Consider the following 25,196-nt stretch of genomic DNA (forward strand, 5'->3'; position numbering starts at 1 on the left):
TCAAACGAACAAATAGAGCAGATAGAATTTGCACTCAACCATCGTCCTAGAAAAACACTAGGTTGGTATACGCCTAGTGAAGTTATGGCTGGTTTTTATACTGTTGCACTTGCCGCTTGAATCCGCCGTATAAAAAACCGCTCATAAGAGCGATTTTTTATAGGCATCTAAATAGCAAATTTTAATTTAGCTTTTCCCAACCTGTTCAATCCACTGAATTGAACTGACACGGAATACCTCACAGGCGCCATCACCGGTATCCGTCGGGGTCAATGAAGAAGTCCAGACCAGATCTTTATCACGCACTTCAACCAGCTCACCCTGCATACGCACCAGATCACCACGTTTCACCTTTTTAATGGCCTTGGCAATTTCAGGATTGGCCGGAATGATATGCATATTGGACACCATCTGCTTGGCTTGTTCTACCGGCACGGGCACCCGATCCATTTTCCAGTTCAGATAACGGTCATATTGATTGACACTAATATGTCGGGCAATTTCAGGTTCAGCAAACAGGCCCCAACTTACCGCATAATCAATCGGAGAGAATTTGGCCTGTGGATCAGCGCTATAGACTTTGGAACCCAAAATACGGAAATCGCCTTTAAAAGGCTGCAAGACAGAAATTGACTGTCCTTTGACCACAGGTGGCAAACCTTTGGCAATATTGTGATCGACCGAGCTATAGCTGGAAATAGGCAGCAACAAACCGGCCAACAATGCATAATGTTTAAAGTGTTTGAACATCATTTTTAATCTAATCCTAATCGAGTTGATCAAACGTTTTAAGGATATCTTCCTTGATCTTACGTATTTTTTAATGAATAAACAGTTGAACTTGGTAACAAACTGGGTGTATTTAGTCAGCTTGGGCATTCCCGAATATTGTATTTTTCAGTTAAGCTAAAATACATTCAGATTAAATTAAAACAACCCAAATGCTGTATCAACTTTATCAACAACACATCTTTCCGCACCTTTTAAATCAGGTGATGCAAACGCCGTCCTTGATGGATTTACGCCGTGAATTGCTTTTGAACATTTCTGGTGAAGTACTGGAAATTGGTTTTGGTACAGGGCTGAATCTGCCTTTCTATCAAGAAGTAGATCTGGTCTATGCCGTAGAACCCAATCCGGCCATTTTCAAGCTGGCAGAACCGCGCATCCAGCAGGCTGCTTTTCAGGTTGAATATATTCAGGCCAGCGCAGAAGCATTGCCTTTTGCAGAACATAGTCTAGAACATGTGATCTCGACCTGGACACTGTGTAGTATTGCTGACCTCGGCCAAAGTTTGCGTGAGATTTATCGGGTGCTACAACCGGGCGGTTACTTGCATGTGGTCGAACATGTGCTGAATCGACAAAATTTAAATATCCAGCGCCTGCAGCATTTACTCACCCCGATTCAGAAGAAAGTCGCAGATGGCTGTCATTTAAACCGGGATATTGAAACTGCCTTACTGGAAACTGGTTTTGAAATTGAAGAATTGAATTATATCAATGCCGCAGGGATTCCGAAGATTGGCCAGCGTATGCTGCTGGCTCGACTGCGTAAACCGCAAGGCTAATTTATTTTCGTTTTGCCGTTAATGTTGCTGCAACTGAGTCACACGCAGCAACTGACAATGGGCATGATATTCCGAGCCTGTACCCACCTGAAATTCCTGTCCCGTGCTTCCTGAATGTACTGTGACCAGATCACCGCTGAGTGTAATCTTCTGCCCTGATTTTAGCCTGCGAATCTGATTGGCAATTTTCTCGTTGGCAGCGATCAGACTAAAATGCCGGATATGCGTGCTGAGAAATTCAGCTTCAGCCTGGCTGATTTGTTCCTCGATTTGATAACAGCGTTTTGCTTGATCAAATGCTAATGTTGCCTGCATGGCTGGCAGTGACTGGCTGAGCAACAGCACATCGATATTACTGACATAGGCCAGATCATTAAAATGTCCAACCATAGGGCTGGCCTGATGCAAGACACGACGATTCGGTTTAACGAAACGTTTATCATGCACAGTAAATGTAGCTGAAATGGGCTGAATCGGCTCTACCGAAAAGTTTTTCAAGACACCTCGTTCTTCCAGATGTGGGATCGCACGAAAAAACTCATTCCAGACCCACAGTCCCAGCATAAACAGCAGCGCAGTGATCAGTAATTTCTGCATAATTTCTTATTCTTTCCTTGGTTGTGCTCAATCATCGAAATCAATCCGGATGGTTTCAAAACGCACCCGCCCTTCCTGAACTGCACGGGCAATGGCTTGCTGGCCTTTGGTCAGACGCGCTCCGCCACTTTTGATATCAATCAATACCACTTCAATATCCTCTGCTTCGCCTACGCCGTCTCTGAAATCGCTGTAGCCATTAAAGACCACATAATCGACAGGATCGCCCAGAAACTTGGCATCACTGGGCAGATATTGAAATTCCGGCATGATCGGTGCGAGCTGTTCCGCCATTTTGCCTTTCAGGACTGCCCTGCTGGTATTGACACTGCGTTTTTGCGCGGCGATCAATGCCTGCTGATGTTCTAGTTCCAGCTCGGCAATATACTGCTCATATTCAGCCTTGATGCGTCCATTGCGTGTCTGACTTAAAATAATGGTGGTCAGCACCACCCCGATACATGTGCCAATCAGCATGGCCATCCATATGGACATTCAATCTTCCTAATTTACTTTATTTTTTCAGCACAATATTCGACTGAAGTTGAAAACATCAGCCATTGGTACGCTTGAAAAGAATGATATGCTAGGCAGGAACAGAATAAAATCACCTTGAGTCATGAAAACAATTTTAGTTGCGAATCAGAAAGGCGGTTGTGGCAAAACCATGACAGCTATTAGTTTAGCGTCAGCACTCGCACAAAAAGGTTATAAGGTGGCGCTGGCCGATGCCGATAACCAGAAATCGGCATTGCAATGGCTCAAGCAACGTCCGGAACAGGCCATGCCGATTCAAAGTCTGGACTGGCGCAATCACAAATCTATTGGTGATGCACCGAAGCAGATTGAGTATCTGATCATTGATGCACCGGGAGCGTTGACTGAAGATCATGCCGAGCAGCTGATCAGTGAAGCGCATGCGATTATTATTCCGATCCAGCCTTCATTTTTTGATATTGATTCGACCCGCCGTTTTCTCAAGCATTTGCAGGACATTAAGCGGATTCGTAAAGGCAAGGTTGAAATTTTACTGTTGGCCAACCGTACCAAACCGAATGCAGCCAGTAATCAGGACATACAGCAGTTTTTTGACAAGATCGACCAGCAGCCGGTGGCTTGGATTTCAGAACGTGCACCTTATAGCCGTCTGGCTATGGAAGGTCTGTCAGTCTTTGATAAACCTCAAAAAATCTATCGGGAATTACAGGATCAATGGCAACCGGTGCTGAATGCCATTATCGATGATCCCAGTCAGTGGTTTTAAGCCAGTCCGCTGAATCCTAACACTGCTTTGGGAAAATAATCACGCTACTTACCAAGCCGTCATTTTCGATCGCTTTTTTTTCAGTTAATATGCCTGAACACGACCTAAAAAATGAGCCATTAAATTCAGTGCAACAGTACGCGCCTACATTACAAAAAGTCTTATTATTTGGATTGTTCTTTATCCTGATTTTTTTGAGTTTTCATATACTCAAATATTTCATCATCCCTGTAGTTTGGGCAGCGATTATCGCCTATATGACTTGGCCCTTGTATCAGTCGGTGTTACGCATGTGCGGCAATCGGCCAACGCTGAGTGCAACCGTGATGATTCTGGCCGTGATTCTGGTGTTTGGTCTGCCATTTATCTTCGCCATTTTTATGTTGCAGCATGAAGGTCGTAATCTGTATTTTGAATTGCAGCGACAGGTCTTTTCCGGTCATCTGGATGTACCGGATTTTATTCGTGGCCTTCCGATTGTCGGCAAGGAAATTAGCCGAACTTTAAATGAAATCAATACCGATCCAAACAGTATCGCGCTATCGATCTCGAGCTGGATTCAAGGTCATCTGAATTACGGCAAAGTGGTATTGAATGAAGTCAGTAAAAATATCTTTAAATTGTGTTTTGCGATACTTTCGCTGTTCTTTTTCTACCGTGATGGTCAGACCATTTTAAATCAGGTGCGTAAAGCTTTTGAGATGGTGGTCGGGCCACGTGTGCATCATTATTTTTCTACCATTTCTGCCACTACACGTGCGGTGGTCTATGGCGTTGGTTTAACTGCAATTGCCCAGTCTTTATTGGCAGGTCTGAGTTATTTTGTCGCGGGTGTACCGAATCCGATGGTCTTGACCATTGTGACCTTTATTTTCGCCCTGATTCCTTTCGGCCCACCGGTGGCTTATAGTGCAGTATCACTGTGGCTCTTTTCACAGGGACAGACGATTGAGGCGATTGGGGTGATGGCTTGGGGTGTCTGTATTGTCAGCACGGCCGACAACGTAATTCGTCCACTGGTGATTTCTGGCGCAACACAAATTCCATTCCTGTTGATTATGTTTGGTGTTTTGGGCGGTATTGCCAGTTTTGGTCTGGTCGGCGTCTTCATTGGTCCAGTGATTCTTGCAGTCTTGCTGGCAATTTGGCGTGAATGGTTACATGAAAGTAATTTGAATGAACCCTTAATGATGCCTAAAGCCACCATGGCACATGACATCGATCCACAGACCGAAGACACACCGCCCAAAGCACCTTAAAGCACAGATTGAATCGACTTAAACAAAACAAAACATTTAAGTACTGATTCTATATAGAGCTTCTGATCTTGCTCTGTTTCAATAGATTTACAAAACAGAATAAAGATCAGGATGCCAATACCATGTCTTCATTGTTTAAAATTACCACACTTTGTGCGCTCAGTGCTGCACTTTTCACAGGTTGCGCCTCGACTTCTCCATCGAATGAACTGGTCAGAGCCGTGACTGTAAATGCAGTAACCGCTGAGGGGGTAGGTCAAGAGATTGGCACCGTATTACTCAGTGACAGTCCAGCCGGTCTGGTGATACGTACCAACCTGAAACAGCTCCCTGCCGGTGAGCGAGGTTTCCATATTCACGAAAATGGTTCATGTGCACCCGCCATGAAAGATGGCAAGATGGGTGCAGCACTGGCTGCCGGTAGTCATTACAATCCGAACCAGTCACCCAATCATGGTACGCCGGTGACCGGTCACCTCGGTGATTTGCCTGCATTAAAAGTCAATACTGACGGTACTGCCCGTGTCACCCTGCTTGCACCACGTTTGAAACTGGCGGATCTTCAGGGTCGTGCCATTATGGTTCATGCCGGCGGCGACAACTATTCTGACAACCCCTTACCATTAGGTGGTGGTGGTGACCGCATTGCATGTGGTGTGATCTAAACAGATTAGTGTAGATATAAAAAGAAAAAGACGGGCTATCTGCTCGTCTTTTTTCATGAAATTTTCTTTAGAGTTGGCATCTAAATAACTTTTTTGCTCTTGAAATAGATCAGTTTATTGTCGGAAAACTTAAAGTTTTTTTGCAGTTATGCCATCAATAATAGTATCGTGAAACTAAATAACCAACTGCTTTACTCGGTTATAACTCATTATAAATATTGAATATATTTTTATTTTTAAGATTTAATCTTCAATTTATATTGGGTACACTCAGGGTTAATTTAATTAAATCAGTATGTCTTATGAACATCAAAACTTTACGTCTGGTCGGTTTGTTTGAAGGGATTTCATTTCTGCTACTTTTATTTATCGCGATGCCCGTGAAATACATGATGGATAATCCGATCTTAGTGAAATATGTTGGTATGGGGCATGGCGTACTATTTGTGCTGTTTTTAGTGGTGTTATTTGCGGTCTGTGAAAAGCAAAAATGGTCGCTCAGCATGTTTTTGATGGGCCTGATCGCTTCAATTTTGCCATTTGGGCCATTTTTGTTTGATCTGAAATTAAAGAAACTAGAGCAGCCAGTCGCTGAGCTTCAATAGATATTAAAATCCTCTCTCCCTCTGAGAGAAAGTTAGAGAGAGGATATAGCCTTCCTTTATAAAAGGAGGAGCTTTAAAACTCCCCTCTCACCTTCCGCTCAGAAATAATCTGCTTTAAGCTCAGACGCGGCAAAGTAAACCACAATGCAATCAAAATGAAAGATGCGATGCAATAGGCCCAAATATCATAGGCTTCATAAGCCATTCGAACTGCTTCAATCACCACGAAAAAGCTCAGCATCAGGATAATCGAAACCGTAGCAGCCACCGTACCTTTGGACACTTCAGAAGACATCAGTGCAAAACGGTACAGCACCGAGAAACTTACGCCTTCACCAAGGCTGATACAGGTGGTGCCGATAATCAGGCAATGTACAAAATAGTCTGGAATAAACAGACCGAGTATTAATAAGCCTGTACCAAACAGCATCAATGGCACACCCAAGAGTACAGTTTTCCCCAGCGGCATTTTGTCGATGATTTTTAGCAAAACCAGATTACCGATAATCAAGCCGCCCAAGACCGGAAACTGTGCCAGACCATATTGCACGCTACTGAATCCAAATTTCTCGACCAGAATTACAGGCGATAAGGCAATCCATAACATCAACGGCAGGCTGACCAAGGGCAAGGCCGCGGTCATAATTACAAAACGTTTATTTTTTAAAACCTGTTTAAAGTCATCCAAAATATAGCTGAAGGGCTGCTTCGGAACACTGACTTTCAGGTTTGGCATTTTGGCTTTCAGGCCAAACCAGCTTAAAAATGACAGAAATGCAATGCCGATAAAGCCCCAATGCCAGGAGATATGATCAATCATAAAGGCACCCAGCACCGGCCCGAGCAATGGCGCCAGTAAAGAAACATTGGCCATGAGTGCCATAACTTTAATGGCATCGCGCTCTTCGAAGCTTTCCTGAATGGCGGCATAACCTACGGCGGTAATAAAGGATAAGCCAAAGCCTTGTAAGAAACGCAGAAATAAAAAACTTTCGATATTGGGTGTCAATAAAATGGCCAGACAGCTAATTGTGAAAAATGCCACGCCGCCCAAGAGTACGGTTTTACGTCCAAGACGATCGGACAATGGCCCCAAAATCGCTGCAACAAATGCCCCACCCAACAGGAAAAAGGACATGGAGGATGGCGCCCATGAACTGCTTACGCCAAAGTCACGGGTAATCGATAGCATGGCCGGTTGGATCAGGTCATTACAGATATAGACGGAAAATTCAAACAAGACCAGTGCCAGCGGGAACATGAGTGTGGCACGGGTCAGTTTTTGGGTTTGGATGTTTTGCATGGGAGTTTTTATTGTCACCCTGCTCGTTTAAGCAGGCTAAACTTTGTCTAAAATAGAAAGAGGAAATTTTAGCAGATTTGCTTTTAATAGTTTTAGGATACTTCCCCGAACTCTGCTCTTTCTTCAGTCTGAAACTTTATTTCAGGATTTTGTTTAAATTGAAGCCATTTATTTTTCATCCAATGTTCTACTTTTTCTTTACCTAGAATTGCTAAAAGATTGTTAAGTAATGAAAACTTAGCAGATCTATCGAAATAATATACGGTAACTCGAACATTTCTGTCTATTTCATCAGTTAGACTAAAAAGATCAATAATATAATCCCTATCTGAATAATCTAAAGAATGCCCCCAGATACTAATATTTATATTGAGTTTACTTTCAACTTCCATAATATTTTGTCTTTCAAGTTTCTTTGCAGTCGGATCAGTATTTCCAGAATCTTTTTCAAAATAATCGACTTTTCTTTTATGAGCCTTAACTTTTTCTTTATACTTATCTAGAAATAAATAATCTGTCTCTTTAAAAAGTTTTTGATGATATTTTGTAAATCCATAAGCTTTTATCTTCTTTAATGATTCATCTTCTAAATCAGACACACCTAAAACGATATTTTGCTGCTGGCCATGACTACCATGTAAGTACTCAATATTAACTTGATTATGAATACGTTGATAAGTATTCGTATAGTTAAAAGAGTAAATTAAATCTGGTTGAATCCAACAATTTTGCTCTGGTTCAAATAATGAGTTTGACTGTACAAAAAATTCGAATTTAGCTCTATGTTTCAATTCATCAATAATGAGCTCCAAATATAAATTAAATATTTTTATAAAATCTTCTAATTGTACTTGGATAAAATCCAAAAATAATGATGAATTAAATCCATTTTTTATTTTTCTACCATTACAATAATCTGCATTAATATTAGTTCTTTTCGGACCTATCTTATCTTGGTAATTATCTTTTTCTGAATACAATGTATTTATTTTCTCAGATTCATAAAACTCATCTGAAGAAAAAACAAAAAAATCAAGAATTTCTTTATCTATCCTTCTGATTTTTATTTTATTTTTATCATCATCTTCGAAATATTTATATAATTCCTCTGAGTTATAAATATTTGCTATATCCGCTATGCAACGTCCAGATACAATCAAAACTTGCTCAATTTTTTGCTCAAAATCAATCCAGGTTTTGACTTCGTTAACATGATCTTTGAAATACTGATACCAAGAATTTTCTTTAAGTAATTTTTTAATTTCAGTCAGTTGATCTTTTTCTAAAGAAAGATTCTCCGTTAAATAGTATTCTTTTGTTTTGGCTATAAACCAATCTTCACGACACTTCGAAAACAATTCATCAAAACTCATTGTTTCACCTTCATGAGTTTCAATTGCGCCCATTACATCCATAAAATGATCATATTTGGTCGGCAAGTAATGTGATAAATCAAAGCCATTCCCCACAATTAAAATATTCATTTTTATAAGTCCCCAAAAGCAAAAAGCGCATCACTAAGATACGCTTTTAACCAAATTCTGACTAAAGATCAAACACTATTATGGGCAGGCTGCTTTCTGGAAGTTTCTGGTATTTGAACCACGTGCACACTGATATAACTTTTCAGCATTGTGCATTTTCCAGTTCTTCTGTTCTTTTTTGAAATGATAAATGGTCTGTACTGATTTGACCGAATCATCCAACAAACCTGTTTCAGTCACTTTCACCTGCCCAACGGTGGGTGACTCCACATTATTAAAAAACTGACGAATCTCGACTGTTGCCAGTTCATTACGTAAATCAGGCCTCATTTTAAGTACCTGATCCAAAGGTGTATCCGAAGAAGACTGCACTTTTGCAATCACCTGCTGGGTAGTGGTACAACCCGACATCATCATACCCAGACCTAAAGCTGTAACCGCCAATAACCGTAACATATCGTTTAACCCAGATTATCCTTATTATACAAATTTATCATGCCGCGCTTTTCAGCTTAACGCTATTTAGACTATGTAACCCCATTTACACAGCAATAAAAAAAGCGCAACTTGCGATGCGCTTTTGTAAACTTTTAAAATCCGATCAGATTAAAGATCGAATAATTTACCCGGGTTCATAATACCATTTGGATCGAACACTTGTTTCAGGGCTTTCATATATTCGATTTCTTCCGCAGAACGTGAATATTCAAGGTATGGCTTCTTGGTCATCCCTACGCCATGTTCGGCTGAAATTGAACCATCATATTTTTTCACGGTGTCAAAGACATACTTGTTTACTACCTGACATTTAGCGAAGAATTCATCCTTGCTTAAATCCGCTGGTTTTAAGATGTTCAAATGCAAGTTACCGTCACCAATATGACCGAACCAGCAAATTTCAAAGTCTGGGTAGTTCTCTGCAACAATTGCATCAATTTCTTTAATAAATGCAGGAACGTGCGTGATCAATACTGAAATATCATTTTTGTATGGTGTAAATGGCGCGATTGACTCAGAGATGTCTTCGCGTAAACGCCATAAGCTTTCGACCTGGTCCAGACTTTGGCTCAGAACGCCGTCCAGTACCCAACCTTGTTCCATACAATGCTCAAAAATTTCCATCGCCTTGTCCATAATCGGCTCAAACGGCGCTTCAAACTCAAGCAAAACATAGAATGGACATTCAGTTTCAAATGGACGTTGTACATGACCATTGGCCAATACTTTTTGCATTGCCAGTTCACCAAAGAACTCAAATGCGGTTAAATCAATTTTCGCCTGGAATGCATGAAGCACGGGCATGACTGCATCAAAATCAGTGACACCCAGCACCATCACTTGCAGGTCTTGCGGTTGACGTTCCAACTTGATTTCAGCTTCAGTGACTAGCCCCAGTGTACCTTCACCACCAATAAATAAGTGTTGCAGCGCATAACCGGTTGCATTCTTGATCATGCCCTTGTTCAGGCGTAGTACATCACCTTTACCTGTCACCACGGTCAGGCCAAGTACCCAATTACGGGTCATGCCGTATTTAATAACTTTAATACCACCGGCATTGGTGCCGATGTTCCCGCCAATCTGGCTTGAGCCCGCAGAAGCAAAGTCGACTGGATAATACATGCCCTGATCGGAAGCATAGTTTTGCAACTGTTCAGTTACCACGCCTGCCTGCACGCGAACCATCCGGTCTGCCGGGAAGAATTCCAGAATCTGGTTCATCTTGTCCATGCTCACCACGATCTCGCCATTGGCTGCAACTGCACCTGCAGACAGACCCGTACGACCGCCTGATGGGGTGATTGCAACATTAAACTGGTTTGCCAATTTTACGATGTCTTGAACCTGTTCAGTCGTCGAAGGAAAAACGATGACCGATGGGTTTGGATCAAAGTGTTTCGTATGATCACGACCCCAATTCTGGAGGCTGTCCGTATCGGTTTTAATACGGTTTTCACCCAAAATTGCCGTCAATTGGGTCAATAACTCAGGGGTTAAAGCGACTGGAGCATTCATCGTTTGCAGACCTAGCATGATTTAAACAAGAGAGACTTCGCTGGTTTATTTGCATATTTTTTAGGCATAAAAGCCTGTATACAAATCAGGCGAAACATGATGATTAAAGCACCAAAAATGGGAGCTTAAACAGCATGGCGCAATATTATAAGCTATTTTTTGGGGTTTCCCGCGAAAAATGACAATTTTGATAATATACCTTTGAAAATACAGATTTAATTCAACCAGAATTATAAGCATTGATCATATATCTGCTCAAAATACCTGAGGTGACTGTCATCAAGGAAATGTATAACCGCCCTTTTCCTGTGCTATTATACCGCGACTAAATTTGGCCTTTGTAGCGGAGCCGTAATGAGCCAACATCTATCTCTACCTAAAGATAAAATCCGTTTTCTACTGTTAGAAGGCGTTCATCAGAACGCAATCGACACATTGAATGCAGCTGGATATACCAACATCGATTATCGTAAAACAGCGCTCGAAGGCGAAGCACTGAAAGAAGCGATTAAAGATGCACACTTCGTCGGTATTCGTTCCCGTACTCAATTGACTGAAGAAGTATTTGAAGCTGCGAACAAACTGATTGCTGTGGGTTGTTTCTGTATCGGGACCAACCAGGTTAACCTCGATGCTGCAATGCGTCGCGGTATTCCGGTATTTAATGCACCGTATTCAAATACCCGTTCAGTGGCTGAACTGGTCTTGGCAGAAACGATTCTGCTTCTGCGCCGTGTACCTGAAAAATCAACAGATACACATGCAGGTGGCTGGAACAAATCGGCTGTGGGTTCATTCGAAACACGTGGTAAAACTTTAGGTATCGTTGGTTACGGTTCAATCGGTTCACAACTTTCTGTACTGGCTGAAAGCCTGGGCATGAAAGTGACCTATTATGATGCAGTGACAAAACTACCTTTAGGAAATGCACGTCAAGTCGGTTCTATGGGCGAATTACTGGCCAATGCAGATGTGGTTACTCTACATGTTCCGGATCTGCCATCTACCCGTAATTTCTTTGGCAAAGAACAGTTTGCGAAAATGAAAGAAGGTGCAATCTTCCTGAACGCAGCACGTGGTACATGTGTTGTGATTGAAGATCTGGCAGATGCGATCAAGTCTGGTCACATTGCTGGTGCTGCAGTAGACGTATTCCCGAAAGAGCCGAAAGCCAATGGTGAAGAATTCGTTTCTCCACTGCGTAACCTTCCAAACGTGATCCTGACTCCGCACGTGGGTGGTTCGACCATGGAGGCACAAGCCAACATCGGTCTGGAAGTTGCTGAGAAATTCGTTGCCTATTCAGATAAAGGTATGACTTTATCTGCAGTGAACTTCCCGGAAATTGCGCTGCCATTGACTGAAGGTAAACACCGTTTACTGCACATTCATAAAAACATGCCGGGCGTTCTTTCTAAGATCAACAACCTGTTTGCTGAACATGGCATTAACATCTCTGGCCAGTCTTTAATGACCAAAGGTGATGTCGGTTACCTGGTGATGGACGTAGACGCGACTGCATCTAAAGAAGCACTCGATACCCTACATGAAGTTGAAGGAACAATCCGCGTACGCGTACTGTTCTAATTTAACAATATGAAAAAACCACAGCTTTCGGGCTGTGGTTTTTTGTTTTTTAAGGTTTTTATTTTTCAGCCTTTACTGTTCTTCCGCTCTTCGAGAAATCGAAACCTATTAAGTTATGCTGAATTTTAAAATTGCACCTATTGTACAAGCGCCACTGATTCTCCTGATCGCGATGATCAGTATGCAAAGCAGTGGCTCCTTTGCCAAATATCTGTTCGGTCAGTTTCCCATTCTGACCGTTTCAGCCATGCGTCTGCTTTTGGGTGCTGTAATTTTGGCATTGATTTTTAAAATTTGGCAAATTCATTTCAGACAGATTAAGTGGCCGGCCATTCTCAGTTATGGTCTGGCTCTGGCAGGTATGAACCTGCTGTTTTATCTGTCGATTGATCGCTTGCCGCTGGGCATTGCGGTTGCTTTTGAATTCATTGGCCCTTTAAGTGTGGCGCTGTTTTATGCGCGGCAAAAATTTGATTTTGTCTGGGTCGGATTGGCGATTTTAGGCCTGATTCTGCTGTTTCCCTTTGATCAGGCTGCACAGCCACTTGATCCGGTCGGGATTCTATTTGCCCTAAGTGCGGGTGCCTGTTGGGCGCTATACATCGTCGCTGGGCAAAAGCCTTCCGGGGTTTCCGGCAACCATACCGTGTGCTTGGGCATGTTGGTCGGGATGCTGGTGCTGATGCCAATTGCGCTTTTTGCTGGCATTCCTGCGCATACATTTGAACCCATCAGCCTGTTATATTTCATGGCTCTGGCTGTGCTGGCCAGCGCCCTGCCTTTTACCCTGGAAATGATTGCCCTGCGAAATTTAACCGCCTTGAGTTTTGGTACATTGATGAGTCTGGAACCTGCAATCGCAGCACTCTCTGGTTTTATCTTCCTGGGTGAAACTTTATTGTGGACACAATGGCTGGCACTGGCCACGATTATTAGTGCTTCAATTGGCTGTACGGTGACCAGTCAAAGACGAAAACATTGAATAAAAATAAAGGCGCTATAGCGCCTTTATTTAAGATAGCTTTATTAGAATCATTTTAACGTGGTGTTGCGTCTTTAATCGCCGTATTTAATACCGTGGCTGCTGTCACATTATAGCCATCACATGCAAAAGCAAGCTGCTCATAAGTGTATTCTGTCCATTTGATCATTAAAGGACTGGCATCATTTTCCTTTAATTTGTCTAAAGCCACTTTTCGTGATTGGGCAACATAATCGTTGTGATCAATATGTTCTCCATGTTCCGAGAATGCACTGTTATAAATTCCTCCTTGATATTCGATCGCACCAAAATATTTGTAATATTGCATAGCAGCATCTTTATATTCTGCCTTTTTATATTTCAAGCCAGCCATGGTCTCATCTAGAATAATTTTTGCCAGCTCCTGGACAGACGTTTGTGCCTGCCAATCAGCCAGCGTGCGATAGTCAGTTTTTGTTTCCGGATCAAATTCAATATATTCTTCTTCCGGATGTTCAGCCTGAAGACGGAAACATTTAGATCCATTCGGGAATGTGCGCGCCTTCTGCAAATCAATAAAATTAGCTGCAAACTCATTATAATATTTACGGTCAGCGGCTGTCGTATTATCACTATTAAATAACACTCTGGTTGCAGCATCCTCATACATTTTCACCACAGCAATATTGGTACGTTCAGTTAATGCTTTTCCTGACAGGTCGTACCACTCTATATGCCGATGATTACTGATGTTGTTCTCCGGTATGGTCACAGGACGACTCTTAAATTGAGTGGTCGTATTTTCCAGTACTTTTTCCAGCTTATAGCCGAATGCTGTACGGGTCAGATCTGCAGGAAATACCCCTTTAGCGGTGACATAAGTCGGGAACACCATGTTCTCCTCAATATTATATTCAGTATCCACGACACTGTTATCATCCGCATATAATATGCCGTCAGTAATTTTATTTTTATGACTGGCCAATAGAAGTTTTTTCGACTCCATGTCTGCTGCATCAGCATTGGGCAAGTTGAACTGATAGTTGTAGAATTCCGACACTGTGTCTGATGCTCCATCACCCGGGGTTCCAGGATTGTTCGGAGCCGGTTGGCTAGGGACTGGTGTATTATTATCCGAATTATCAGAGCTACCACATGCTGCAAGCATACAGCCCAAAATGGCGCAAGAAAGTATTCTTAATTTCATTATTATCTACCTTATTATTTTCATTGTTATTTTAATGCTGCCCCGAATTGGGATCTAAGATATTTTAATAAATATAAAAATAAGATCAAATTAAAAATTGATTAATTTGTAACCACACCTGAGGTAAGTTTAATTTTGAATTTAAAACTTCACATATTTGATTGAGCTAAAATGTAAATTGATTATCTCCAAACTTAAGTTGCATTCACAAAATATTGCTCTGGCCTACTCAGCAAAAATCAACCAGTTTGCTATAATTTCATTTCTTTCTATTTCTCATTTTCACCCGCTCTGGGTAGAAGCTGCTTTCATGCCAAACGCCCAACTTCTTGCCGTATTCTTCATGGTCTTGTCCATGACTTCGTACCAGATCAGTGCATCTTTTGCCAAACAGCTGTTTAGTGTACTGGATCCGATTACTGTCACCATTTTAAGACTCTGTTTTGCTGCAATCATTGTCTGCGTCATGTTCCGCTCTTGGAAAATAATTTCACGTTTGCCTTTTTTAAAATGGCGGGATTTACTCTGCTATAGCGCGGCTTTAGGGGTCATGAATATTTTATTCTATCTGTCACTTGGTCGTTTACCGCAGGGCATTGCGGTAGGTCTGGAGTTTATTGGCCCTTTGGGCCTGGCTCTACTGTCGATTAAACACCGTAGTGATTATATCTGGGTATTGATGGCCATTTTGGGCATCGCGCTGATGGTGCCATGGGGACAGGCCAATAGCAGCAATTTTGACCTGTTGGGCGCAGCTTGTGCCTTGGGGGCAGGTTTCTGCTGGGCATTATATATTTTCTTTGGCCAACGTGTAGTTCAGCAGAATATCGGCATGCATGCACTGACCATTGCCATCAGTATTTCAGCGTTGTGTCTGCTGCCGATTGGTCTCTACAACAACGCACCCGCATTGATTGATACACAACATTGGGGCAAGGCCATTGTGATTGCAATTCTGGCCACCGCGATTCCTTATGCCCTCGATTTAAAAGCCTTACAGCATTTAAACAAAATGAGCTATGGCACCCTGTCCAGCCTCTCTCCGGCTTTAGCGGCTTTGACCGGTTTTCTGTTATTGGGTGAGAAAATCACGGTACTGCAAGCGGTCGCTCTGGTGTGTATTATGCTGGCCTCTGTCGGTGTGACAGTACGTGCCGCGCGTCAAGGAGCTGCAGAACGGAATGCATAAAGCCTGGTTGGAATCAGGACAACTGACTCAATATTTTCATTCATTTTTGTGCTTTCTCCCTTTAGGAGAAATACCTCGGAGAAATGAATCCGGATAAAAAAGACGGCTGTAGCGCCATCTTTTTCATTTATTCGATTTAAAGTTAAAATTTAGCTTTGTACCAGCATATCTTTTTTCATGTCTTTATAACGTTGATATTCATTTTTGTACTGCACTGCTAAAGCGGTCTTTTGCTCTTCACCGAGAATTTTACCCGCCTGCTGAAAGAAACCATGTTCCTCTTCTTTTAAGTGGTGATGCACTTTTTCAGAAAGCTTTTTGGCAATTGCAATCCAGCCCGGATTACTCAATTCTGTTGCAGTCAGCTCTTCAATCATCTCGTCCATTTCATGATGTTCGGCCAAGGCATGCCGGGTGATATTCAAGCCCGAATCAGTCATCATCAGGGGGATATAGAAATAACGGTCTTCAGCCGCTTCATGGGCAAATAATTCATTCTTGAGTTGTTTGAACAGCTCACGACGTTCTGCTGTATCCCCTGAAGTTTGTAGTAATTTTTCTGCAAGATCACGCTGAATTTCATGACTTTCTCTTAATGCTTCAAAAATGGTGGTCATCTAATTTTTCTCCTGTTTTCGCCCTGCCTTTTTACATTATAGAAAGAAAATGGCATGGGTTCAGGAGGTTTTATAAGTACAAATTGTATAAAAAACTTTAATATTGAGAATGGTTTACATCTATTCTTATATAAAAAACATCTGATAGGCCATCCGGCAAATCAGTAAACTGACCAGAATCAGGAATAAAATCCGGATAAAGCCACTGCCATATTTAAAGGCTAATTTGACACCCAGCAAGGAACCACAGATATTGGCCACCGCCATCATCGCCCCGACCATAAATAGCACATTGCCGCTGGGAATAAAGAAAGTTAACGCTGCCAGATTGGTGGTGAAATTGGCAATTTTAGATAAAGCTGAAGCATGTAAAAAATCGACACTTAAATAACGAATGAAAAAGAAAATAAAGAAACTGCCCGTACCCGGCCCGAAAATTCCGTCATAAAATCCGATGGCCAGACTGCCCAGAACTGCCAATGCCAACATTTTCTTGGTGAGCTTTTGCTGAACATGCACCTGACCAAACTGCTTTTTCATCACGGTATAAATCGCGATTACAATCAGCATGATCAATACAAAAGGTTTGAGGATTTCGACCGGAATCAAGGTGACACTGGCCGCGCCAATAAACGAGCTGATGAAACTGCAAGCTGCAATCACGCCCAAGAGCAACCACGGCAGTTTTACCTGACGCAAATAGGAAAATGCCGCAGAGCCAGTACCGAAAATCGAGGCCAGTTTGTTGGTACCAAATACGGTAGCCGGCTGTAAATGCGGCAGACTGCCCATAATTGCCGGAATCTGGATCAGACCACCACCGCCTACGGCAGCATCAATTGCCCCTGCAAAAAATGCAAAGACAATCAGACTGATGATGATCTCAATATCCATATTTCAGACCTTGCTTAGAGGTTTAAGACGCGTTTTGGCACCAGGCGTTTTTTATCACTAATTTCTGCCAAGCCTAAACATTTTTCACCATCAAAAACCAAGACCTGTTCAGCTGCTTCATGCTCGATATTACTTTCCATACCACGGCTAAAATATTCTGCCCGCCCTTCTGGCACTTGGATTTGCGGGAAATGTTGCACCGGCGCATAAGCCGGCAACAACAACCTATCACGCTCGTCTTCATTCAAGCTTTCCAGATATTCAATGGTATAACTCGGGATCAAATCAAAATGACCGGTTTTAATGCGGTGTAAATAGGTCAGATGGCCGTAAGTACCCAAGGCTTTGGCAATATCTTCACCGAGTACCCGGATATAAGTCCCTTTAGAGCAGGTAATATCCAGCGTGATGCTATTTTCAGTAAAGGATAAAAGCTCAATGGCCAGAATGCTAATCGGGCGCGCTTCACGTTCAATCTCTATACCTTTGCGCGCCAGTTCGTATAAAGGACGGCCTTCTTTTTTCAGCGCCGAATACATCGGTGGCACTTGCTGGATATCACCGATAAACTGTGTCAAGGTTTCTTGAATCAACGCTTCCGAAAGTTCAGGAACCGCTTTTTCTAATAAGACTTCGCCTTCGACATCGCCGGTGGTGGTGCTATGTCCAAGAAAGACCGTCGTTTGATAACGCTTGACTGAATCTAATAAATAATGCGAAAACTTGGTCGCCTCACCTAAACATATCGGTAATAAACCCGAGGCCAGAGGATCCAGTGCCCCGGTATGGCCTGCTTTTTGCGCACGATACAACCAGCGAACTTTTTGCAATGCAGCATTAGAACTAATGCCCAAGGGTTTATTCAAAAGGAAGACACCACTAAGATGACGACGCTGAATTTTAGGAGATGATGCTTTCATGGCAAAAAATCAGACATTTTATAAATTGGCGCCATGGTAAAACCCTACGAGATGATTTACAACTTTTCTATCGTATTTGATGATTTTTATGGCATATTCAGCTGAATCAAAATTCCAAAAATAATGAAACCGAAAAAAAACAGGTGCATAGGATATGCAAAAATATAAGATCTGGATCATTCTGGCTTTGGTGGTATTGTGCTTTATCAGCCTGATGCTCTGGTTATCTCCCCAGAATGAAAGACCGGCAGAAACCGTCAGCCCGTCACCGCTCAGTGAGCTGCGTACCACAGCCAGCACACTGACTTTAAATCACCCTGCTAATGCAGCGTTCACCAGTGCCAGCCAGCAAGATACCGAAATTAATTGCCAGATGCAGCTCGATGCCAGTAACCGTCTGACTGTCAATGAACAGACCCGAAACTGTTTTGAATACTTTATTACCCAGTTCGGTGAAAAAAATCTGGAGCAAATCCAGCAGGATTTTAAAGCCTATATTCGCCAGAACCATAGAAAACCTGCCGTTTCACAAATTCTGGATTTATGGGATCGCTATATTCAGTATCGCCAAGCTTTAGGCCAGCTGACTGCACCTGCCGGCCTCGATCAGGAAGATCCGGCCTATTACCGCAGCATCTATAGCAGTACCCAAAATTTGCGTAAACAATATTTTTCCAATTATGAAATTGAAGGCTTATTTGGCACCGAAGACACCTATCATGAATATACGCTTGACCGTATGGCCGTGCTGGCAGACAACAGCTTAAGCGAGTCTGAAAAAGCCCAGAAGCTCAAAAATCTGTTTGAACAATTACCACAAGACTGGCAGGAAAATCTGGAACAACTGAATAAACTCGAAGATTTACGCAAACTCAGCGCAGACATTAAAGCGCGTGGTGGCTCAAATGTAGAGATTCGTCAAATGCGATTAAACCTGGTCGGCCCTGAAGCCACGCAACGTCTGGAGCAACTTGATGGCGAACGTGCCAGCTGGAAATCCAGTGTCACGACGTATCTCAATGAACGGGATAGCATCATGCAAAGTGGCATGAGTGACAGCGCCAAACAGCAAGCCGTCGAGAAGCTGCGCCAGCAACGTTTTCAACAGCCGAATGACCAGCTGCGGGTCGAAACCTTTGAACAGATTCATGATCAAGGCGGCAAGTTGCCCTTTGCGAATTAAGCCTAAAAGCCATCACCTGTTGATGGCTTTTTTTATGATCCTCATATCGAAAGCTTTATGCCTTCATATCTCCCGCCCTAACTTTGTTTCTAAATATTTCTTGTTTACACAAAATAACCGTAATGAGTGTTTTGTATTTCAACAACTTAAAATTTAAATACAGCCGTAAATAAAACATATTCTTACAATGTAAATCTCTTCTCTCTGTCGTGTCCTAAAATGACATGGTTTTAGCGCGTTGAAGTGAAAAAATACCGCTACTCAAAAGAAAAATTGCTCAGCCATAGAAGGCCAAAACTGTATGGTCCAAAGTCTGCTTTTGTGGCTTATAACACTCTAGAAAAGCAATGATTGCTTTAATAACGATAAAATTAAAAAGGGATGCTTATGCGTACTTTCAGCAAGACAGCACAGTTACTGACTGTGACTTTAGCAACAACTCTGGGATTAAGCTTTTCTGCACAGGCCCATGCCGCGGCAAGTGCGACACAGGTCACTGAAAAGGCCAGATCTGATTATGCCAAAACCAAATATCCTATTCTGATGGTACATGGCTGGCTAGGCTGGTCACGCATTGGCACCGACAGCATCGGGCTGGATTACTGGTATCAGATTCTACCGGATATGGCACGCAATGGTTCTACCGTCTTTGCTGCACAGTTGTCTCCGGCAAATAAGACAGCACATCGCGGTGAACAGCTGATCAGCCAGGTTGAAGATGTGATAGCAATCACCGGTAAACACAAAGTCAACCTGATTGGTCACTCTCATGGCGGGCCAACCGTGCTCTATGTCGCTGCCACTAAACCAGAATATCTGGCATCGATTACAGGCGTTGCTGGTACCTATCATGGTTCTAAAGTTGCTGACGATATTCAAAGCAATAGTTTAAGCCGCACCGCGTTTAATATTTTAGGTGACTATATTGTGGGACCTTTAATTGCACTCGCTCAGCTTAAACCTGAATTAGAAATCGATTTTGATGCATCAATGAAATCATTAACCCAAACAGAATCAAAAAACTTTAATGCAACTGTTGCAAAAGAAGCAGTCAAAGACGGCGTTTTAGCAGCAACTGAGAACTGTAATAAAAACCTCAAACCTAAAGATTCTAAAGGTATTTATTACTATTCATGGACAGGTGTGGCACAAGCCACCAATGCCTTAGATATCGATACGATTTTAATGCAACTGGGCCCACTGTCTTATGGCAATAAAAACAATGATGGTATGGTCGCACGTTGTAGTGCTTATATGGGCAAAGTGATTAATGACAATTACAAACTCAACCATACTGACTTGGCCAACATGATGTTTGGCTTGAAAGGTCTATTCGCCCCAGATCCGGTGACTTTATACCGTCAGCATGCCAACCGCTTAAAGCTGCAAGGTTTGTAAGCTGCTCGCCTTTATCGGGATTGATAAAGGCTTTGCTATATAAGCGGTCATCATTTCCCCGGATGAAGCAGAGATAGAATAATGAAAATAATAAGCCTGGTATTCAGTCTATTTATTGGATTCAGTTGTTCCTTGGCTTATGCCAAGCAGAGTCCATTGATTGAATATACACCCAAATTCGCTATATCCAGCTACGCCAAAACCCATTATCCGCTCATCTTTGTCCATGGCTTCGGTCTGGGCTTTAACCGCATTGGAACCGATAACATCGGTTTAGATTATTGGTATCAGATCCCGCAAGATTTAGCCCGTCATGGTGCGCCTGTATTTTCCGCGGAATTATCTGCGGTTGCATCCAATGAACTACGTGGTGAACAGCTGTTACTACAAATTGACGAAGTTCTTGCACTGACGGGTAAAGCTAAAGTCAATCTGATTGGACATAGTCAAGGTGGACCAACCATTCAATATATTGAAGCTGTTGCACCTGCCAAAGTGGCTTCACTGACCGCAATTGCAGGTGCGATGAAAGGCACACCTGTTTTTGTCAATGCCAGCCAGACACCTTTACTAGAACCGCTGATTCATGCCATTGGAACAATTCTGGGCTACAGCATGAATCTGGTAACAGCAAATCAATATCCCATAAATATCACAGCCGCCTTAAGTGCCATGCATCCTGAAGATATTCGAGCCTTCAATATAAAATACGGTTCTGCTGCGATTCCTAAAGACTGTCAGACCCAAGGCATAAAGATCACAGCCAATGGCATTCATCATTACTCTTGGATGGGCAATCGGCAAACCACCAATCCTCTGGATATCATTGAATCGACTATTGTCAGTTTAGGCGGGACTTTCTTGAAAGGTGAAGCCAACGATGGCGCTCTACCTTTATGTAGTGGACGTTATGGTCAGATCATTCGTCAAGACTATGCCCACAATCATTTCGATGAAGTGAACCAGTTCTTCGGCATTTTAGGGCCTTTTGCCCAAGACCCGATAGCACTCTATCGCCAACATGCCAACCGGCTCAAACTGCAAGGCTTATAAATCATTTACTGTTATCCATCAATCATAATTTTTTAAATACAGCAACTTAAAACTTAACTCGCCCGTTTCGGATGGGTCATTTGGCAAAGCAGGATAAGAATCATCCTGTCAAAACAACAAAAATGAGGAAAATATATGAAATACGGCTTATTCATCACCAGTCTGCTGCTGGCTGGCACATGTGTCACGGCTCAGGCATCCACTCAAGCCAGTCAGGTCACAGCGAAAGCCAGCTCACACTATGCCAAGACCCAATATCCCATCGTGTTTGCACACGGGATGGCAGGCTTTATCCGGGTCGGAACAGATCAGTTTGGTCTGGATTACTGGTATCAGATTTTACCGGATCTGGCCCGCAATGGTGGCAATGTCTGGGCGACCCGAGTATCACCGTTTAACTCATCAGAAATTCGTGGTGAACAACTCTTAGAACAAGTGAAGGAAATTCGGGCGATTACAGGCGCATCTAAAGTCAATCTGATTGGTCATTCTCATGGTGGTCCCACGATTCGTTATGTCGCTGGTGTAGCGCCTCAACTGGTCGCCTCTCTGACTGCGGTCGGTGCGCCGCATAAAGGCTCACCAGTTGCAGATCTGATTCTTCAGGCAGAAGATACGCCACTACAAGGCCCTTTGGTCGGTGGGATTAATCTGGTGTCTAAAGCCATCACCTGGGCCCAAGGACTGGATCCAAACAGCTTCCCGCATGATTCTCTTGCAGGTGGTCGCAGTCTGACACTGGCAGGATCGGCACAATTTAATCAGAAATATCCGCTGGGAATGTCAAGCACGACCTGTGGCGAAGGTGCCTATAAACAGAATAATATTTATAACTATTCATTTACCGGCACCGGCACAGTGACCAATATTCTCGATCCTGACTCTGCTTTGAAAGTCACCAGCCTGCTGATTGATGGTGGCAAGGACAATGATGGTCTGGTCTCTCGCTGTAGTGCCAAATTTGGTAAAACCATTCGTGATAACTACAACTGGAATCACTTAGATGAAGTCAATATGGTCTTGGGCCTGAAAAGCATCTTTGCCCCTGACCCGGTCGATGTGTATCGCCAACATGCCAACCGGTTGAAGCTGCAAGGCTTATAGTTCTTATATCAATATTAGAATATAAAAAATGCGCCCAAAGGCGCATTTTTTAACTCGAGATAAAACTTAACTTGAGCCTAAACTTAAGAAGCTTTAACTTTACGAGCTGGTAATTTTTCACGGATACGTGCAGCTTTACCAGACAATTCGCGTAGGTAGTAAAGTTTAGCGCGACGAACATCACCACGACGTTTCACTTCAACTTTAGCTACGATTGGAGAGTGAGTTTGGAATACACGCTCAACACCAACACCGCTAGAAATTTTACGTACTGTGAACGCAGAGTTCAAGCCACGGTTTTTCTTCGCAATTACCACACCTTCAAAAGCCTGAAGACGCTCACGGTCGCCCTCTTTAACTTTTACAGAAACAATCACTGTATCACCTGGTGCGAAAGCAGGGATGTCTTGTTTCAATTGTGCATTTTCAATTACTTGAACTAAAGGATGCTTACCGCTCATGGGGTATCTCCAATAATGCGAGTCAGAAGAGGTCTGATCATCGCGGGGGCTAGAGGCTAAAGCGCATAGACCCGATTATCTTTCCCTTTAAAGTTGACCATCTCAACTTTAAAGAGCCTATTAAAGAATACTTAAACTCAATTTAAGTACCGTTTTCGAAGACAGCACCAATTTCTCAGCAATGTCTTACAAATCTTTCAGCCATTTTTTTTGCTGCTTGGTCAATTCTACTTGTTCGACCAGTTCAGGTCGGCGTTCAAGTGTCCGTTGATAACGCTGCAAAAACCGCCATTTTTCAATGTTTGCATGATGACCTGATTTAAGTACCTCAGGCACATCCAAACCTTCAAACTGGTCAGGCTTGGTATATTGTGGGCAGTCTAACAGACCATCCACAAAGGAGTCTTGCACATGGGATTGTTCATCAGACATCGCCCCCGGAAGCCTCCGGATAATACTGTCTAATAAAACCATCGCTGGCAGTTCACCACCCGACAAAACATAATCACCAATTGACCATTCCTGATCAACATATTGCTGGATCAAACGTTCATCGACCCCCTCATAACGCCCACACAGTACAATCAATCCGTCATATTGAACGAAGTCTTGTACTGCAGTTTCGTTTAAGGTTTTTCCTTGCGGTGACATATACACCACAGGAACCTGAACTGCGCCTGCTTCATTTGCAAGCTCTTTGGCACGGTGGATTGCTTGTGCCAAAGGCTCCGCCATCATCACCATACCCGGACCACCACCGAATGGACGTTCATCCACCCGTTTGTAGTTGCCCGTCGCAAAATCGCGAGGATTGATGCAATGAATTTGCATCAAATCACGTTTTGCTGCGCGCCCGCTAATACCGTAGGCTGTAATCGCTTCAAACATTTCAGGAAAAAGCGTAATGACTGCAAAAAACATCGCAGACTCCCTTATTTCCAAAAAGTGTTAGTAGTCTACGCCCCAATTGACGTAAATACGACCAGCTTCAAGATCAACGCGTTGTACCACATCTTTATGCCATGGAATCATGCGCTCTTCGCCATCGATACTGTCGGCAGTTGCGCGAACCACCATCACATCATTGGCACCTGTTTCAAACAGTTCAAAAATTTGACCGAGATTAATTTCTTGATCCTCATCATTCAGACCTAACACTGTTAGACCCTTTAAATCAGACCAATAATATTCATCTACACCCGCTTGAGGCAGTTGCGATTTAGCAATCCAGACATTGGTGCCAACCAGTTGGTCTGCCCCAGTGCGATCACTCACACCTTTAAGCGAAACAACCAGGCCTTTACCATGTGGTTTCCAACGTTTTACATCGACAATTTGCCAACCTGCTTTGGTCTCAATGTACCAAGGCAGATAGTCAAATATGTTGCTCATGGGTTCTGTATTGGAATAGACCCAGAGCCACCCATTTAATCCATATGCTGAACGTAGCTGTCCAATCTGAATACGATCTTCGGGAACATTCTGTGTTGGTGTCATGGGCAATCTACTACCATATTAAACAGCAGTTGCAGCTTTTTTAGCTTGAGCAGCTAAAGAAGCAACGCGATCTGAAGGTTGAGCACCTTGAGAAACCCAATGAGCAAAACGGTCAGCATCTAAACGAAGTTTTTCTGCTTTACCTTGAGCTGTCGGGTTGAAGAAACCGATACGTTCGATGAAACGACCGTCACGTGCATTACGGCTATCAGTTACAACGATTTGATAGAACGGACGTTTTTTAGCACCACCGCGAGTAAGACGAATAACAACCATGATAGAACCTTATAGTTTTTACGGATTATCCTTGTACCGACCATCGATACAGCTCAAACCCCTTTCATAGAGGGCAGTATTTTAC

27 protein-coding genes and 1 pseudogene are annotated in these 25,196 nt (G+C 42.8%); 13 read left to right on the forward strand and 15 right to left on the reverse strand.

Going from position 1 to position 25,196, the window contains the following annotated elements:
- Window positions 1-120: pseudogene (locus tag FTU44_RS06410) on the forward strand (IS30 family transposase); the annotation flags it as partial.
- A gap of 66 nt (window positions 121-186) precedes the next feature.
- On the opposite strand, the gene FTU44_RS06415 reads toward FTU44_RS06410, so the two are convergent.
- Window positions 187-750 carry a hypothetical protein gene (locus tag FTU44_RS06415; RefSeq protein ID WP_034608360.1) on the reverse strand — a complete coding sequence of 188 codons (564 nt, stop codon included), beginning with the start codon at window positions 748-750 and terminating at the stop codon, window positions 187-189.
- 191 nt (window positions 751-941) lie between these two features.
- Between FTU44_RS06415 and FTU44_RS06420 the strand changes: the two genes are divergently transcribed.
- Window positions 942-1,571, forward strand: a complete 630-nt coding sequence (locus FTU44_RS06420; protein WP_159516290.1) for a class I SAM-dependent methyltransferase — start codon at window positions 942-944, stop codon at window positions 1,569-1,571.
- Between the two features lie 18 nt (window positions 1,572-1,589).
- Here FTU44_RS06420 and FTU44_RS06425 read toward each other — a convergent pair whose 3' ends face one another.
- Together FTU44_RS06425 and FTU44_RS06430 are read right to left on the reverse strand one after the other, a co-directional pair.
- Window positions 1,590-2,168: a hypothetical protein gene (locus FTU44_RS06425; protein WP_100357833.1), complete on the reverse strand. Its 579-nt coding sequence runs from the start codon at window positions 2,166-2,168 to the stop codon at window positions 1,590-1,592.
- A gap of 27 nt (window positions 2,169-2,195) precedes the next feature.
- Window positions 2,196-2,663 carry a Holliday junction resolvase-like protein gene (locus FTU44_RS06430; RefSeq protein WP_180049880.1) on the reverse strand — a complete coding sequence of 156 codons (468 nt, stop codon included), beginning with the start codon at window positions 2,661-2,663 and terminating at the stop codon, window positions 2,196-2,198.
- 124 nt (window positions 2,664-2,787) lie between these two features.
- On the opposite strand from FTU44_RS06430, the gene FTU44_RS06435 reads away from it, so the two are divergent.
- The 4 genes from FTU44_RS06435 to FTU44_RS06450 all read left to right on the forward strand — a co-directional run bounded on the left by FTU44_RS06435 (window position 2,788) and on the right by FTU44_RS06450 (window position 5,961).
- Complete coding sequence (locus tag FTU44_RS06435) at window positions 2,788-3,432, forward strand: ParA family protein (protein WP_005094230.1); 645 nt, start codon at window positions 2,788-2,790, stop codon at window positions 3,430-3,432.
- Between the two features lie 128 nt (window positions 3,433-3,560).
- A complete protein-coding gene (locus FTU44_RS06440) occupies window positions 3,561-4,691 on the forward strand; it encodes an AI-2E family transporter (RefSeq protein WP_370982120.1) in 1,131 nt (376 codons plus the stop codon).
- A 122-nt stretch (window positions 4,692-4,813) separates the two neighbouring features.
- The gene (gene sodC, locus FTU44_RS06445) at window positions 4,814-5,356 is read left to right on the forward strand and encodes a superoxide dismutase family protein (RefSeq protein WP_180049882.1); all 543 of its coding nucleotides are present in this window, start codon (window positions 4,814-4,816) and stop codon (window positions 5,354-5,356) included.
- 302 nt (window positions 5,357-5,658) lie between these two features.
- The gene (locus FTU44_RS06450; protein ID WP_005094233.1) at window positions 5,659-5,961 is read left to right on the forward strand and encodes a DUF3817 domain-containing protein; all 303 of its coding nucleotides are present in this window, start codon (window positions 5,659-5,661) and stop codon (window positions 5,959-5,961) included.
- A gap of 73 nt (window positions 5,962-6,034) precedes the next feature.
- Here the strand turns inward: FTU44_RS06450 and FTU44_RS06455 are convergent, their stop codons facing one another.
- From FTU44_RS06455 to FTU44_RS06470, 4 genes are all read right to left on the reverse strand, one after another.
- A complete protein-coding gene (locus tag FTU44_RS06455; RefSeq protein ID WP_180049884.1) occupies window positions 6,035-7,264 on the reverse strand; it encodes an MFS transporter in 1,230 nt (409 codons plus the stop codon).
- Window positions 7,265-7,356: 92 nt separating this feature from the next.
- Window positions 7,357-8,748: an AbiH family protein gene (locus tag FTU44_RS06460; protein ID WP_180049885.1), complete on the reverse strand. Its 1,392-nt coding sequence runs from the start codon at window positions 8,746-8,748 to the stop codon at window positions 7,357-7,359.
- Window positions 8,749-8,826: 78 nt separating this feature from the next.
- Window positions 8,827-9,204, reverse strand: coding sequence for a hypothetical protein (locus FTU44_RS06465; RefSeq protein ID WP_180049887.1), 378 nt, complete (start codon window positions 9,202-9,204; stop codon window positions 8,827-8,829).
- A 150-nt stretch (window positions 9,205-9,354) separates the two neighbouring features.
- Entirely contained in the window at window positions 9,355-10,764 is a 1,410-nt protein-coding gene (locus FTU44_RS06470) for an FAD-binding oxidoreductase (protein ID WP_100358179.1), read from the reverse strand.
- A 354-nt stretch (window positions 10,765-11,118) separates the two neighbouring features.
- Between FTU44_RS06470 and serA the strand changes: the two genes are divergently transcribed.
- Together serA and FTU44_RS06480 are read left to right on the forward strand one after the other, a co-directional pair.
- Complete coding sequence (gene serA / locus FTU44_RS06475) at window positions 11,119-12,351, forward strand: phosphoglycerate dehydrogenase (RefSeq protein ID WP_005168791.1); 1,233 nt, start codon at window positions 11,119-11,121, stop codon at window positions 12,349-12,351.
- Between the two features lie 115 nt (window positions 12,352-12,466).
- Window positions 12,467-13,333 carry an EamA family transporter gene (locus FTU44_RS06480; protein ID WP_100329374.1) on the forward strand — a complete coding sequence of 289 codons (867 nt, stop codon included), beginning with the start codon at window positions 12,467-12,469 and terminating at the stop codon, window positions 13,331-13,333.
- Window positions 13,334-13,388: 55 nt separating this feature from the next.
- On the opposite strand, the gene FTU44_RS06485 is transcribed toward FTU44_RS06480, so the two are convergent.
- On the reverse strand, window positions 13,389-14,519 hold the full coding sequence (locus FTU44_RS06485; RefSeq protein WP_180049889.1) for a hypothetical protein: 1,131 nt from the start codon (window positions 14,517-14,519) through the stop codon (window positions 13,389-13,391).
- 310 nt (window positions 14,520-14,829) lie between these two features.
- Here FTU44_RS06485 and FTU44_RS06490 point away from each other — a divergent pair, with 310 nt between their 5' ends.
- Window positions 14,830-15,708 (forward strand): DMT family transporter, encoded by an 879-nt coding sequence (locus tag FTU44_RS06490; RefSeq protein ID WP_074383605.1) that lies wholly within the window; start codon window positions 14,830-14,832, stop codon window positions 15,706-15,708.
- 149 nt (window positions 15,709-15,857) lie between these two features.
- Here FTU44_RS06490 and FTU44_RS06495 read toward each other — a convergent pair whose 3' ends face one another.
- The 3 genes from FTU44_RS06495 to truB form a co-directional block, all read right to left on the reverse strand.
- On the reverse strand, window positions 15,858-16,325 hold the full coding sequence (locus tag FTU44_RS06495; RefSeq protein ID WP_005168802.1) for a hemerythrin domain-containing protein: 468 nt from the start codon (window positions 16,323-16,325) through the stop codon (window positions 15,858-15,860).
- A gap of 126 nt (window positions 16,326-16,451) precedes the next feature.
- Entirely contained in the window at window positions 16,452-17,219 is a 768-nt protein-coding gene (locus FTU44_RS06500) for a TSUP family transporter (RefSeq protein WP_100358174.1), read from the reverse strand.
- 14 nt (window positions 17,220-17,233) lie between these two features.
- Window positions 17,234-18,139: a tRNA pseudouridine(55) synthase TruB gene (gene truB, locus FTU44_RS06505; protein WP_159138820.1), complete on the reverse strand. Its 906-nt coding sequence runs from the start codon at window positions 18,137-18,139 to the stop codon at window positions 17,234-17,236.
- A gap of 154 nt (window positions 18,140-18,293) precedes the next feature.
- Here truB and FTU44_RS06510 point away from each other — a divergent pair, with 154 nt between their 5' ends.
- The 4 genes from FTU44_RS06510 to FTU44_RS06525 all read left to right on the forward strand — a co-directional run bounded on the left by FTU44_RS06510 (window position 18,294) and on the right by FTU44_RS06525 (window position 22,877).
- Complete coding sequence (locus tag FTU44_RS06510) at window positions 18,294-19,322, forward strand: lipase secretion chaperone (protein WP_180049891.1); 1,029 nt, start codon at window positions 18,294-18,296, stop codon at window positions 19,320-19,322.
- Window positions 19,323-19,709: 387 nt separating this feature from the next.
- Window positions 19,710-20,720, forward strand: coding sequence for a triacylglycerol lipase (locus FTU44_RS06515; RefSeq protein ID WP_005094261.1), 1,011 nt, complete (start codon window positions 19,710-19,712; stop codon window positions 20,718-20,720).
- A gap of 81 nt (window positions 20,721-20,801) precedes the next feature.
- Window positions 20,802-21,773: a triacylglycerol lipase gene (locus FTU44_RS06520; protein WP_180049893.1), complete on the forward strand. Its 972-nt coding sequence runs from the start codon at window positions 20,802-20,804 to the stop codon at window positions 21,771-21,773.
- 135 nt (window positions 21,774-21,908) lie between these two features.
- The gene (locus FTU44_RS06525) at window positions 21,909-22,877 is read left to right on the forward strand and encodes a triacylglycerol lipase (RefSeq protein WP_074383612.1); all 969 of its coding nucleotides are present in this window, start codon (window positions 21,909-21,911) and stop codon (window positions 22,875-22,877) included.
- An 83-nt stretch (window positions 22,878-22,960) separates the two neighbouring features.
- Here the strand turns inward: FTU44_RS06525 and rplS are convergent, their stop codons facing one another.
- The 4 genes from rplS to rpsP all read right to left on the reverse strand — a co-directional run bounded on the left by rplS (window position 22,961) and on the right by rpsP (window position 25,111).
- Window positions 22,961-23,338 (reverse strand): 50S ribosomal protein L19, encoded by a 378-nt coding sequence (gene rplS, locus FTU44_RS06530; RefSeq protein ID WP_005094271.1) that lies wholly within the window; start codon window positions 23,336-23,338, stop codon window positions 22,961-22,963.
- Between the two features lie 186 nt (window positions 23,339-23,524).
- Window positions 23,525-24,259 (reverse strand): tRNA (guanosine(37)-N1)-methyltransferase TrmD, encoded by a 735-nt coding sequence (gene trmD, locus FTU44_RS06535; RefSeq protein ID WP_004644986.1) that lies wholly within the window; start codon window positions 24,257-24,259, stop codon window positions 23,525-23,527.
- A gap of 27 nt (window positions 24,260-24,286) precedes the next feature.
- Window positions 24,287-24,835 carry a ribosome maturation factor RimM gene (gene rimM, locus FTU44_RS06540; RefSeq protein WP_074383613.1) on the reverse strand — a complete coding sequence of 183 codons (549 nt, stop codon included), beginning with the start codon at window positions 24,833-24,835 and terminating at the stop codon, window positions 24,287-24,289.
- A gap of 18 nt (window positions 24,836-24,853) precedes the next feature.
- Window positions 24,854-25,111 carry a 30S ribosomal protein S16 gene (gene rpsP, locus FTU44_RS06545; RefSeq protein WP_005094274.1) on the reverse strand — a complete coding sequence of 86 codons (258 nt, stop codon included), beginning with the start codon at window positions 25,109-25,111 and terminating at the stop codon, window positions 24,854-24,856.
- Window positions 25,112-25,196: the final 85 nt, after the last annotated feature.

The sequence above is a fragment of the Acinetobacter sp. YH12105 genome (genome assembly GCF_013419095.1).
Lineage (GTDB): Bacteria > Pseudomonadota > Gammaproteobacteria > Pseudomonadales > Moraxellaceae > Acinetobacter > Acinetobacter pseudolwoffii.